The organism is Streptomyces sp. NPDC001027 (assembly GCF_040299045.1).
GTDB lineage: Bacteria > Actinomycetota > Actinomycetes > Streptomycetales > Streptomycetaceae > Streptomyces.
Genome location: NZ_JBEPBI010000053.1, coordinates 34,351 through 46,332, shown reverse-complemented (window position 1 = coordinate 46,332; position 11,982 = coordinate 34,351). Strand labels below are relative to the sequence as shown.

Sequence of the window (11,982 nt, the reverse complement as noted above, 5' to 3'; positions counted from 1 at the left end):
AACCCGCGGGGGTGGGCCGCTGTTTTGGGGGGGGGGCGGGGGGGGCGGGCCGGGCCCCCCCCACCGAAAGGGTGCCGCGCGCTCTCCCCCTTCCCGCCGCCGTCCCGCAAAGGAAACGCCAGTGAGCGCTGTCACGAGCCCGCCGCCTCCCACCGTCCCGGCCCACACGAGGCGTCCCCGCCTCGCCCCGAGCGCCGAGGTCCACTCGCCCGCCGACGGACAGGGCGACTGGGTCCTCCAGCACGGCGCCCGCTACGTGCGGATCACCGAACACGTCGCGGATCTCGTCCAGGAACTGGACGGGGAGCGCGACCACGAGACCCTCGCCGCCCGGCTGGGCGGCTCCTGGAGCACCGAGCGGGTGGGCAGCGCGATCTCCCGGCTCGACTCCCTCAGACTGCTCGACGACGGCGAGACCAAGGCGCCCGCCGTCGCCCCCCGCTTCCAGATCGTCCCCCCGATGACGCTCCAGCTCACGCTGCTGCGGCCGGGACGCACGATGCAGGCCCTGCGCCCCGTGTTCGCCCGCCTCTTCTCCCGGGGGATCGTGGCGGCCGGGATGCTCTGCGTCCTGCTCGGCGCCGGCGCCCTGATCGCCCAGCGCGACGCCGTAGCGGTGACGCTGAACAGCCCGCTCTCCGCGGTCTCGTTCACCGGAGTGCTCGTCGCGCTGCTGCTCGGCGTCTCCCTGCACGAGCTGGGGCACGCCGCCGTCCTCATCCGCTACGGGGGCCGGCCCTCGCGCATCGGCGTCATGCTCTTCTACCTGATGCCGGCGTTCTTCTGCGACGTCTCGGACGCCTGGCGGCTCCCCGACCGCAGGCAGCGGGTGCACACCGCGCTCGCCGGGCCCGCGGTCCAGACGTCCCTGGCGGCCGCCTCGGCCCTCGCCGCCTGGCCCCTCGCGGACGGCGCCGCCAAGACCTGCCTGCTGTTCTTCGCGGTCACCAGCTACGGAACGGCCCTGCTCAACCTGACGCCGTTCATCAAACTCGACGGCTACATCGCCCTGATGAGCCACGTGGACGTCCCGTACCTGCGCGACCGCGCCATGGCCGACGCCCGCCGCGCCCTCGCCCGCTTCCTGTTCGGCGGCACGTACCAGCGCGAACTGCCCACCCGGTGGACCGTCGTGTACGGCTTCGCCTGCCTCGCCTTCCCCGTGTACTTCCTGAGCACCGCCCTGCAGACCTGGCTCGGCACGCTCCAGCGGGTCGGCTGGGTCGGACTCCTGCTGGCCGCCTCCGGGCTGTCGTACATCGTGTGGATGCTGGTCCGCGGCGCGCTGCGGCTCTCCGCCGAGGTCAAGGCCGCCGGCGTCCGCCGGGCCCGGGTCGGCGCCGTCTGCGCCGCACTGGGCGCCGCCGGGTGCGCCGCGCTGTTCCTGCCCGTCCATCAGACGGCGGCTGCCGCCTACGTCACCGACGCCTCCGGCACCCGGCTCGTCCTGCCGCAGGGCTCCTCGGCCGAGCTGGTCCACGCCGGGCAGCGCGTGACGCTGAAGACGAACGGCCTGGTGCTGCAGGACGACGTCGCCACCGCCCGGGTGGGATCCGCTCCGGCAGCGCAGACCGAGGTCCCGGTCTCCACCTACTTCCCCGTCGACCTCGGAAGCGCCGTGGGCATGGACTCGACGGCCTTCTCGCTGGACCTCGACCGCACCCCGACGCCGGCCACCGGCACCGCCGAGGTGGAGCTGGGCAGCGTGCCCCTGTGGAAGTCCCTCCACCGCACCTACGTGCTCCCGTTCCTGCCCTTCTGACTCTGGAGACACCGTGCTCGACACCCGGTTCATCAACTTCTGCCGCGCGGACTCGCTGTTCTACGACGCCGCCGCCGCCGAATCCACCGGCGCGGACTTCCACGAGGGCCGGACCCTGCCCGAGGGCTGGAGCGCCACCCGAGGACGGGAGTGGACCGTCTGCGTCCCGCCGGACTCCCGCATCCCCGACCAGGGATGGAAGATCCACGTCGCGGCCTCCCCCGACAACGCCGCCGAACTCCTCGACGCCGTGGTCCCGTACTGCGTCGAGCACGGGCTGATGTTCAAGTACATCTCCGACCTGGAGACGCTCGGCCGGCGCGGCAGCAAGTACGGGGACCGCACCGCCAGCGGGAAGTTCATCACCGTCTACCCCGTCGACGAGACGGCTCTGCGCACCGCCCTGGACGGCCTCGACGACCTCGTCGGAGGAACGCCCGCACCGTCCGTGCTGAGCGATCTCCGTTGGAAGCAGGGGCCGTTGTACGTGCGTTACGGTGGCTTCGTGCTGAAGACCACCCGCCTCAAGGATGGCACCCTGGCACCCGCGATCACCGCGCCGGACGGCGAACTCGTCCCCGACGAGCGGCGCCCCGGCTTCCGTCCCCCGGCATGGGTCACCCTCCCCTCCTTCCTGCAGGAGGCGGCCGACGAGCGCCGCCGGGGCACCCTCACCGACTTCCCGTTCCGCGTCTACAAGGCCCTGCACTTCTCCAACGGAGGCGGCGTGTACCGCGCCGTCGACAAGCGCGACGGGACCGAGGTGCTGCTGAAGGAGGCCCGCCCGCTCGCCGGTCTCGACGCGGCCGGCGACGACGCCGTCACCCGCCTCGAGCGCGAGCACTGGGCGCTGTCCCGGCTCTCCGGTCTCCCGTCCGTGCCCACCCTGAGGGACGTGCGCAAGGGCAACGAACACCTCTTCCTGGCCCGCGACTACGTCGACGGCACCCCGCTGACGGAGCTCGTCCGTCTGCGACACCCCTACGGCACCACCGACAACACGCCGCGGGCCCGCGCGGAGTACACGGCCTGGACGCTGCACATCCTGGACCAGGTCGCCGAGGGCGTGGCCGCCATGCACGAGCGCGGTGTCGTCTTCGGCGACCTGCACCCGGGCAACGTCCTCGTGCGCCCCGACGACACCGTCGCCTTCATCGACATGGAGACCGCCACGCCCGCCGAGGAGATGCGCGCGCAGGCCATGGGCTCCCTCGGCTTCCGCGCCCCCGACCACCTCCGGGGCCCCGACGTCGACCTGTTCGCGCTCGACGTGCTCCGGCTGACCATGTTCGTCCCCATGCCGCACGTCGTGCCGTGGGGCACCGAGAAGATCCGCACGCTCATCGACGTGGCCGCCCGCGACTTCCCCCTCCCCGAGTCCTTCGTCCGCCGGATCGAGCGCGGCCTCGGCGACGACGTCCTGGGCGCGCGGACGGAGTACGGCGTGCGCTGGCCCGCCGCCGGGGAGGAGACCGGGAGCCTGATCGCGGACATCGCCCGCTCCATCGTCGAGGCGGCCACCCCCGAGCGCACCGACCGCCTCTACCCGGGCGACGTCTCGCAGTTCATGGTCGACGACGGCGGCGTGACCTTCGCGTACGGGGCCGCGGGCGTGCTGTGGGCGCTGCACCGCGCCGGCGCCGAGGCTCCCGCCGAACACGTCCAGTGGCTCCTCGACCGGTCCGAGCAGGTCGCCGGCGACGGCCCCGGTTTCCTCACCGGCCTCGCCGGCGTCGCGTACACCCTGGAGGAACTCGGTCATCCCGACGCCGCCGACGCGGTCATGGACCGTGCCTTCGCCGGGTGCGACGCCAACGTGGGGTCCACCCTGGCGACCGGTCTCTCCGGCCTCGGCCTGACCGCGCTGCACCTGGCCGCCCGGCGCGGCGACGACCGCCGCCTGCGCCAGGCCCTCGAACTCGCCGACCGGCTGCCCGACACCCCGGCGCCCCAGCGCGTGGGACTGCTGCACGGTCGCTGCGGCCGCGCCCTGCTGCTGCTGCGCCTGTACGAACACACCGGCCGCACCGACCTGTTGGAGCGGGCGCTGGCCGAACTCCACGCCGAGCTCGAGCGCATCGGGGGCGACGACTTCGACGACCGCTTCCTCAGCGCCGGACTCGAGGGCTCCGCGGGCATCCTGATCGCGCTGCGCGCCGCGCTGCGGCACACCCCCGACGACGTGCGGATACGTGCCGCCGTGGACCGGCTGCGGACCTTGCGGCGCGGCGGCTTCGCCACGTCGTGCGGTCTTCTGCACGGCCGCAGCGGTGAGCTCCTCGCCCTCGCCGACGGCGGCAGCGAGATCGAGCGGGACGTGCTGCGCTTCCACCTGGACGCCCTCGGCTGGGAGGCGATAGCCGCCGAGCCCGGACGCGTCGACTTCCTCGGCAACTACGGCTACCGCCTCTCCACCGACGTGGGCACCGGTTCGGCCGGAGTCCTCCTGGCCCTCGCCGCCCTGCGCGACGGCGCCCCGGCCCTGTCCTTCCTCGCCCCCTCGGCCGCCGGGGCGCGACGGTGATCGACATCCCGGCCACCCTCGACCCGGCCTCGGGCATCGCCCTGCGGTACGCGGTCACACCGCCCCACGACGACGATCCGCTGTGGAGCAGCGCCGTCGAACTCCAGCCGGTGGACGGGTTCGAGGGCATCGTCGGCGCCCAGGCCCCCACGGGCTCGGGGGGCGCGGGGGCGGTGCGTGCGGGGGCCGCTGCCTCGGCCCCGGCCGGGCCCGGCGCCGACGTCGGCGACCTCCCGCTGTCCGCCCGGTTCGCCGGGGCCAGCGGCTCCTCCCGGATCGACGCCCTGCTGCGCGGAGCGGGCGAGGCCGTCGAACGGCGTGCCCTGCACCCCTCGGCGGCGCACCCCGCACGCTTCGGCCCCGCGGCCGGCCTGGCCGCCACGACGCTGTACGCGCACCACCCGGACCACGCCCTGTCGCACCCGGACGCCGCGACGGCCGCCCTGTCCTGGTACGAGGCCCGCGACCTGGACACCGATGTCCCCGTCCTGGTCCCCGCGGACCTCGTGGACTGGCCCGCACGCAGGGCCGACCTGTTCGATCCGAGCCCGTCCGGTGCGGCGGCCGGCACGAGCCACGAGACCGCCCTCGCCGCCGCGATGATCGAGGTCACGGAACGGGACGCCCTCACCGTCGCCTGGGGCCGCCGGCTGAGTCTGCCGACGTACGTCCCCTCGCCCGCCGACGCCGGGCTCTCGGCGATGTGGCGGCGGGCACGCGCGGAGGGGCTGACCCCCGTGCTCGCCCGGATCCCCACCGCCGTGCCCGGGCTGTGGTGCATGACCGGCTTCCTGATCGACCCGGAGGGGCCGGGCGCCGTGGCCGCCGTCGGCATGAAGGCGTCGACCCGGCCGGCCGAGGCCGCCGTCAAGGCGTTCCAGGAGGCGTGGCAGGTACGGGCCGCGCTGCGGGCGCTGCGCGGCCAGGGCGAGACCGGGCGGCTCGCCCCGATCGTGACGGAGCACGACCGGCTCTGCCACATGCTGACCCGCCCCGCGTACGAGAGCGTGCGCGACTGGGTCGCGGGCTTCCGGGAGCCGGACCCGCTGCCCGCTCCCTCGCCTGGGCGGGCCCTGGAGGCGGAGGAGATCCGGCGGGCCCTGACCGCCGACGGCGCGGGTCTCCTCGCCGTGGACCTCACGCCGCGCCTCCCGTCGGCGGTCGCCGCCATGGGCTGGCACGTCGTCAAGGTGCTGGCGCCCGGCTACCAGAGCCTGCGGATGGACGAGACGCACCTGTGGAGCTGGCACCTGCCCCGGCTGGCGTCGGCGCCCGAGCGCACCGGCTGCGCCGCCGGCCTGGACGATCCACGCGAAGCGGCTCCGCACCCGCTGCCCTGACCGTGACGGCGGTCCGCCGCCGCTCGATTCCCCCCACCAGAGCAACCGATCAACCGAGCTGAGAGAAGACACAGATGTTGGAACTGGAAGAACTCGTCCGAGACTTCGGCGATCATCGCGCCGTCGACCGGGTCTCCTTCCGGGTGTCCCGAGGCCGGTTGACCGGATTCGTCGGCGGAAACGGCGCGGGCAAGACCACCACCATGCGCATGATCATGGGCGTTCTGGCCGCGAACGGCGGCGAGATCCGCTGGGACGGCGCGCCCGTCACGGCCGCCGACCGCAGGGACTTCGGCTACATGCCGGAGGAGCGCGGCCTCTACCCGAAGCAGACGGTGCTCAGCCAGCTCGTCTACCTGGCCCGCCTCCGGGGCCAGGACGCCGCCGACGCCCGCCGCCACATGCTCGAGCTGCTCGAGCGTCTCGGTCTCGCGGAGAAGAGCCAGGCACGGCTGGAGTCCCTGTCCCTGGGGAACCAGCAGCGGGTGCAGATCGCGGCCGCCCTGCTGGGCTCCCCCAAGCTGCTCGTCCTCGACGAGCCCTTCTCCGGGCTGGACCCGCACGCCGTCGACACGATGGCCGAGCTGCTGCGCGAGTACGCCGCCGCGGGCATCCCGGTGCTGTTCTCCTCCCACCAGCTCGATCTGGTCGAGCGGCTCTGCGACGACCTGGTGATCATGGCCACCGGTCACGTCGTCGGCAAGGGCACCGCGGACGAGCTCCGGCACCGCGACAAGCCCCGGTACCGCCTGGTCACCGGTGCGCCGGCCGGCTGGGCCCGCGACGTCCTCGGCGTGAGCGACGTCGAAGAGCTGCCCGACGGAGCGCACGTCGAGCTCGCCGCCGACGCCGACCCCGGCGCGCTCCTGACGGAGGCCCTGCGCCGCGGACCCGTGCACGCCTTCACCCCCGTCGTTCCCAGCATCGCCGACGTCTACCGGGAGATGACCTCCGCATGAGCACCGTGACCTCGAACCCCGCGCACCGGTCCGAGACGTCGCCCGATCCGCAGGGCACGCCCGCGGCTTCCGGTACCGCGCCCCGCACGGCCACCGCGGCCGCCTGGCGGATCGTCGCCGCCCGCGAGATCTCGGTGAAGCTCACCAACCGCGGCTTCCTGCTGTCGACGCTGGTCACCCTCGCCCTGATCGTGGGCGCGATCGGACTGCAGCTCTATCTGGCGGACTCGATGGGGAAGATCACCGTCGCGGTGGCCGACCAGCAGGCGGGCCGGATAGCCGGCCAGGCCGAGCAGTTGGCCGTCAGGGCGGACCAGGACGTCGAGATCACGGTCCAACAGGAGTCGTCCGCCGACCAGGTCCGCGAGGCGGTCCGGTCCGGCGACGCCGAGGCCGGACTCCTCCTCGAGGGCGGCCGCTGGGTCCTGCTCGGCGACACCGGTCAGAACGACATCGCCGCCACCTGGATCGGCGCCGCCGTGCAGTCGAACGCCCTCGCCGAGAACGCGCAGGCCGCCGGCACCAGCCTGACGGCCCTCAGCAAGGGGGCGGAGGTCAAGCACGTCCTGCTGTCGGCCGACAAGACGCCCGAGGGCGCGGTCCGGATGACGACGTACTTCTTCGGCTTCCTCTTCTACCTGGCCGCGGTCCTGCTCGGCGCGGCGCTGGCGACCAGCGTCGTGGAGGAGAAGCAGAACCGCATCGTCGAGCTCATCGCCTCCTCGGTGCCGCTGCGGTCGCTGCTCGTCGGCAAGATCGTCGGTTCCACGCTGCTGGCGCTCGCCCAGATGGCGCTGTTCTGCCTGGTCGGCATCGGCGGTCTGGTGGCCACCGGCGAGCAGGACTTCCTGGCCGACATCAGCTCGGGACTGGGCTGGTTCCTCGTCTTCTACGTCGTGGGCATCGCCGTCCTGGCCTGCCTGTTCGCCGCCGCGGGCGCGCTCGCCACCCGGAGCGAGGACATCCAGTCCACCACGACCCCGGTGAACGCGATCACCGCGCTGGTGTTCATCGTCGGCGTCACCGTGACCGGCAACGTGCGCGAGATCCTCTCCTTCATCCCGCTGACCTCGACCGTCACCATGCCGGCCCGCGTCCTGGCGGGGGAGACCGCATGGTGGGAGCCGGCCGCCGCGCTCGGTCTGTCGATCGCCGCCGCGGTGCTCATCGTCGGGGTGAGCAGCCGGGTGTACCGCCGTGCGCTGCTTCAGACCGACCGCAAGCTCTCGTTCCGCCAGGCCATGAAGCTGACGGACTGACCGCCCGGCCCTCCACGTCACCGCAGCACCTTCAGCGCCACGCAGCACCGGCGCAACGGTCACCCGTATCACCGCACCATCGCACCACCCGCAGCACCCGCTCAGACCTGCTGTACATGCGAGACACCCCCTCAACCGGAAGGAACTCCGATGACCGCCTCCTCTTCCCGCAACGCCCTCGCCGCGCTCCTGGCCGTGCTCGCCTGCGTGGAGGTCGTGCTGATGAGCAGCGACACCTCCGACGGCGTCCGTTACGGCGTCGGCGCGGCACTCGCCGTCGGGATCCTCGTGCTGGTCGGCCGGCTCGCCAAGGGCGGCTCGTCCGCCTGACCGATGACTCGACTCCTCGTCCGGGGCCGGCCGTACTCAGACGGCCGACCCCGGACCACGGTCGGCGCACGGACCCCGGGGGTGGGCGGCGGCAGCCTGCCCACCCCTCCCTTCACTTCGTCATGCGGAGCCCGTCCATGAGCTTCTCCCATCAGGTGTCGATCACCGGTCCGTCCGGGGCGCCGCCAGAGACCGCCGTGATCCGTTTCGTGGCCCTCCTCCCGGAGGGCTGGCACGCCGAGGTCGGCGAGTTCCAGGGCGACCTCGCCCGCCTCCGGATCACCGCCCCGCCCGGAACCACCACGTCCGAGGCCACTCGGATGGCCGCCGACATCCTGTCCCGGCCGGGCCTTCAGGGGTGGCGGCTGACCGACGGCTGACGCACGCTCACGCCCATGCTCACGCCTGGTTTCACGTGAAACCTTCAGCGTGCGCGCCCACCGAGCCACGGGCTGAGCCCGACCAGGATGAACTCCTTGTGCACGCGGTCCCGCGGCAGCGGCACCATCAGGAAGTGGGCCGGGGGAAAGCGCCGGATCTTCACCCAGGCGTGACCGTCGTAGAGGGCGCGAAGGAAGGCGGGGACGTCGTCGCGGTCCACGTCGGGGCACTCGACGCCGTCGACGGTGATCAGGGCGTCGTCGTCGGGATAGAGCCGCACGCTCACGCTCGGCCGCCCACCCAGCTCGACGTAGGCCTCGTGCGGCAGCGATCCGTCCGGATCGGCGGTGACGCCCACGCCGGCGGCGGTGCGGCGGGACGTCTGGTCGGCGCCGATGTCATGGGTGACCTCGATCTCCAGCGCGTACTCGGCGGCGAGGGCACGAAGGACGGTGACGGCCGCCTCGGTGCTGGGCAAGTGGTCCATACCTGTGATCATGCCAAGGACCGTCCGGCGCGGCGGCCGGACGGCGCTGATCGGCGCCCGGGAAACCGCTCAGTGGCGGGAAGCAGCTCGGTGACGGGGAACTGCTCAGTGGTGCTCGGGGAACCGCAGGTACCGCGGGGGCACGGACTTCGTCAGCCACACGCCGTTGGCGCTGAGATGGAAGACATGACCGTCCCGGTGCATGGCGCCCGCGTCGACGGAGAGCACCACGGGGCGGCCCCGGCGGGCGCCGACCCTGGTCGCGGTCTCGCGGTCGGCCGAGAGGTGCACGTCGTGCCGGTTCATCGGCCGCAGCCCCTCGGCCCGGATGGCGTCCAGTGAGCGGGCCACGGTCCCGTGGTAGAGGTACGACGGCGGCACGGCCGGGTCCAGCCCGAGGTCGACCTCGACGCTGTGGCCCTGGCTGGCGCGGATCCGGGTGCCGTCGATCGCGAACCGCTTCTTGTCGTTGGCCGCGACGACGTGGTCCAGCTCGTCACGGGTGAAACGGAAGCCGTGGGCGGCGCACGCCGCGATGAGCTCGTCGATCTCGACCCAGCCGGCCTCGTCGAGGGTGAGCCCGATGCGCTCGGGCTGGTGACGCAGGTGCTTCGAGAGGTACTTCGACACCTTCACGGTGCGTCTGTCGTCCCTGCCGTGCCCGGGTCCGTCCTTTTCGTTCATCCGCTCAGCATGACGGGAGAGACGCGCATCACGCATTCTGTTTTGACGCCGAGGTTTGGTCCACAAGCAACTGCAGTTATCCACAGGCTATTTGGCGATTCTGTGGACAACCGGACTGCCCCGCAAGGGACTTCTCCAACTCACCGGTGACGGACCGTCACTAGAGTGCACACAGTCAACACCCCGGCGGAAACAGCCCGTTCGCCGCACGGGCCTCTACAGCGGCGGTCCGACCCGTGCCAGCGCCCTCAACAACCCTGGGAAGAAACGGGAGAGCGCGTGCGCGGTCTTGGCCTCCGGAGCGACCGCGACCATCGCCTCGTCGTGCACGACCGCGCGCAGGATCGCCCTCGCGACCTTCTCCGGCGGGTAGTTGCGTATCCCGTACAGGCGCGCGGCGCGCTTCTGCCGACGCCGCTCCTCCTCCGCGTCGACCCCCACGAACGTCGCCGTGGACGTGATCGCGGTGTTCACCAGGCCGGGGCAGATCGCGGTCACCCCGATGTCCCGGTCCGCCAGTTCGGCGCGCAGGCACTCGCTCAGCATCAGCACCGCGGCCTTGGAAGTGCTGTAGGCCGGCAGCGCCCGGGAGGGCAGGAAGGCGGCCGCCGACGCGACGTTGACGATGTGACCGCCCTGCCCGCGCTCGGCCATCGGCCGGCCGAGAAGACGGCAACCGTGAATGACGCCCCACAGGTTGACGTCGAGCACCCGGCGCCAGTCGTCGGACGTCGTGTCGAAGAAGGACCCGGACAGGCCGATGCCGGCGTTGTTCACGAGTACGTCCAGCACTCCGTGGTCGGCGTGCACCTTCGCGGCGAGTTTCTCCATCGCCCGCTCGTCGGAGACGTCAACTGCCTCCGCCCAGGCGTCCGGTGCGCCGACCCGGCGGGACAGCTCGGCGGTGCGGGCCGCGCTGTCCGCATCCCGGTCGACGGCGATGACGCGCGCGCCCGTCTCGGCGAACGCGAGCGCCGTGGCCCGTCCGATGCCGCTGCCCGCACCGGTGACGAGCACCAACTGCCCGGCGAGACGCTCGGCGTAGAGCTCGGCCGCACGCCTGCGCCCCGGCCGGCCGCCGTTCCTTTCCTTCTTCCCGTTCCTTCCGTTACTCCTTTTCCTCCCGATTCCTCCACCCGGGCCGACCGCCTCGAGCGCCCCTGCGTCGCCGGCGGTCGTGCGGACCGCGTCGTGCGGTGTCCCGGGGGCGCTTCCCCCGCCGCTTCCCTTCCCCTCGGTCTCGACCGACGTGACGAAGTCGTCGATCCAGGACGCGAGTCGGTCGGGGCGGGTGCGCGGGATCCAATGCCCCGCCGGCAGGGTGCGTCGCGTCAACCGAGGCGCCCAGTCATCGAGTTCGTCGTACAGCCGCTCCGACAGGAACCGGTCGCCGAGGGGCGTGATGAGCTGCACGGGCACGTGCGCGTGCGCGTCGGCGCGCGGACGGCGCAGCCGGGGCCGGACGTTGTCCCGGTACAGCCAGGCGCCGTTGGCCGCGTCCGACGGCAGCGACGGCGTCGGATAGGCGTCGGCGGGGACCTTCTCCACCCGTCGCAGGATGCCCGGCCAGCGCTTGCCGAGGGGCCCCCGCCAGGCGAGTTCGGGCAGGGCGGGGGTGTGCAGCAGGTACACGTACCAGGACTTGGCTCCCTGGCCGAGGAGCTGACCGACCCGGCGCGGGGTCGGCCGGTTCACGCGCGACGCGATCCAGTGGCCGAAGTGGTCCAGGGACGGCCCGGACAAGGAGGTGAAGGATCGGACGCGGCCCTCGGTGCGCCGGACGGTCACGAACTCCCAGGCCTGCACCGAACCCCAGTCGTGCCCCACCAGGTGCACCGGCCCGTCCGGGCTGACCGCGTCCGCGACCGCGAGGAAGTCGTCCGTCAGCTTCTCCAGGGTGAAACCGCCCCGCAGCGGCTTCGGCGCCTCGGACCGGCCGTGGCCCCGGACGTCGTACAGCACCACGTGGAAGCGGTCGGCCAGCCGGGACGCGACCTCGGACCACACTTCCTTGCTGTCCGGGTAGCCGTGCACCAGCACCACCGTCGGCCGCCGCGGGTCGCCGAGTTCGACGACGCACAGCTCGATCCCGCCGGTTCGCACCCGGCGCTCGCGCCCGCCCTCCAGCAACGTCACTTCTCCTCCGCCCCGGCCGACGCCGACCGCTGTGCGCGTCCCTGACCCGACCAGGGTGAATCTGGCACTTGTTAGAGAGGTCGTCAACAGGGTGGGTTCGCGCCGCGGCGAGCGTCGCTC

General features: G+C 72.8%; 10 protein-coding genes. 7 read left to right on the top strand and 3 right to left on the bottom strand.

Annotated features, from left to right (window positions below; all coding sequences use genetic code 11):
• Positions 1-121 precede the first annotated feature (121 nt).
• The 7 genes from mpaP (at position 122) to ABT300_RS17395 (ending at position 8,554) form a co-directional block, all read left to right on the top strand.
• Positions 122-1,762, top strand: coding sequence for a daptide biosynthesis intramembrane metalloprotease (mpaP, locus tag ABT300_RS17425; protein WP_351676210.1), 1,641 nt, complete (start codon positions 122-124; stop codon positions 1,760-1,762).
• 13 nt (positions 1,763-1,775) lie between these two features.
• Positions 1,776-4,286, top strand: coding sequence for a class III lanthionine synthetase LanKC (gene lanKC, locus ABT300_RS17420; RefSeq protein ID WP_351676208.1), 2,511 nt, complete (start codon positions 1,776-1,778; stop codon positions 4,284-4,286).
• On the top strand, positions 4,283-5,626 hold the full coding sequence (locus tag ABT300_RS17415; protein WP_351676206.1) for a YcaO-like family protein: 1,344 nt from the start codon (positions 4,283-4,285) through the stop codon (positions 5,624-5,626). Before lanKC ends, ABT300_RS17415 begins: the two co-directional genes overlap by 4 nt.
• Before the next feature lie 74 nt (positions 5,627-5,700).
• Complete coding sequence (locus ABT300_RS17410) at positions 5,701-6,585, top strand: ABC transporter ATP-binding protein (RefSeq protein ID WP_351676204.1); 885 nt, start codon at positions 5,701-5,703, stop codon at positions 6,583-6,585.
• A complete protein-coding gene (locus ABT300_RS17405; RefSeq protein WP_351676202.1) occupies positions 6,582-7,844 on the top strand; it encodes an ABC transporter permease in 1,263 nt (420 codons plus the stop codon). Before ABT300_RS17410 ends, ABT300_RS17405 begins: the two co-directional genes overlap by 4 nt.
• 150 nt (positions 7,845-7,994) lie before the next feature.
• On the top strand, positions 7,995-8,174 hold the full coding sequence (locus tag ABT300_RS17400) for a hypothetical protein (RefSeq protein WP_351676200.1): 180 nt from the start codon (positions 7,995-7,997) through the stop codon (positions 8,172-8,174).
• Between the two features lie 137 nt (positions 8,175-8,311).
• Positions 8,312-8,554 carry a hypothetical protein gene (locus ABT300_RS17395; RefSeq protein ID WP_351676198.1) on the top strand — a complete coding sequence of 81 codons (243 nt, stop codon included), beginning with the start codon at positions 8,312-8,314 and terminating at the stop codon, positions 8,552-8,554.
• A 44-nt stretch (positions 8,555-8,598) separates the two neighbouring features.
• Here the strand turns inward: ABT300_RS17395 and ABT300_RS17390 are convergent, their stop codons facing one another.
• The 3 genes from ABT300_RS17390 to ABT300_RS17380 form a co-directional block, all read right to left on the bottom strand.
• Positions 8,599-9,042, bottom strand: a complete 444-nt coding sequence (locus ABT300_RS17390) for a hypothetical protein (RefSeq protein WP_351676196.1) — start codon at positions 9,040-9,042, stop codon at positions 8,599-8,601.
• A 105-nt stretch (positions 9,043-9,147) separates the two neighbouring features.
• Complete coding sequence (locus ABT300_RS17385) at positions 9,148-9,726, bottom strand: RNA 2'-phosphotransferase (protein WP_351676194.1); 579 nt, start codon at positions 9,724-9,726, stop codon at positions 9,148-9,150.
• A gap of 216 nt (positions 9,727-9,942) precedes the next feature.
• The gene (locus ABT300_RS17380; RefSeq protein WP_351676192.1) at positions 9,943-11,862 is read right to left on the bottom strand and encodes an SDR family oxidoreductase; all 1,920 of its coding nucleotides are present in this window, start codon (positions 11,860-11,862) and stop codon (positions 9,943-9,945) included.
• Positions 11,863-11,982 lie beyond the last annotated feature (120 nt).

Bases quoted from the DNA above. Each gene is read 5' to 3' on its own strand.
- ABT300_RS17400 (WP_351676200.1), top strand. From the start codon at position 7,995: ATGACCGCCTCCTCTTCCCGCAACGCCCTCGCCGCGCTCCTGGCCGTG.
- ABT300_RS17405 (WP_351676202.1), top strand. From the start codon at position 6,582: ATGAGCACCGTGACCTCGAACCCCGCGCACCGGTCCGAGACGTCGCCC.
- ABT300_RS17385 (WP_351676194.1), bottom strand. From the start codon at position 9,726: ATGAACGAAAAGGACGGACCCGGGCACGGCAGGGACGACAGACGCACC.
- ABT300_RS17395 (WP_351676198.1), top strand. From the start codon at position 8,312: ATGAGCTTCTCCCATCAGGTGTCGATCACCGGTCCGTCCGGGGCGCCG.
- ABT300_RS17390 (WP_351676196.1), bottom strand. From the start codon at position 9,042: ATGGACCACTTGCCCAGCACCGAGGCGGCCGTCACCGTCCTTCGTGCC.
- ABT300_RS17410 (WP_351676204.1), top strand. From the start codon at position 5,701: ATGTTGGAACTGGAAGAACTCGTCCGAGACTTCGGCGATCATCGCGCC.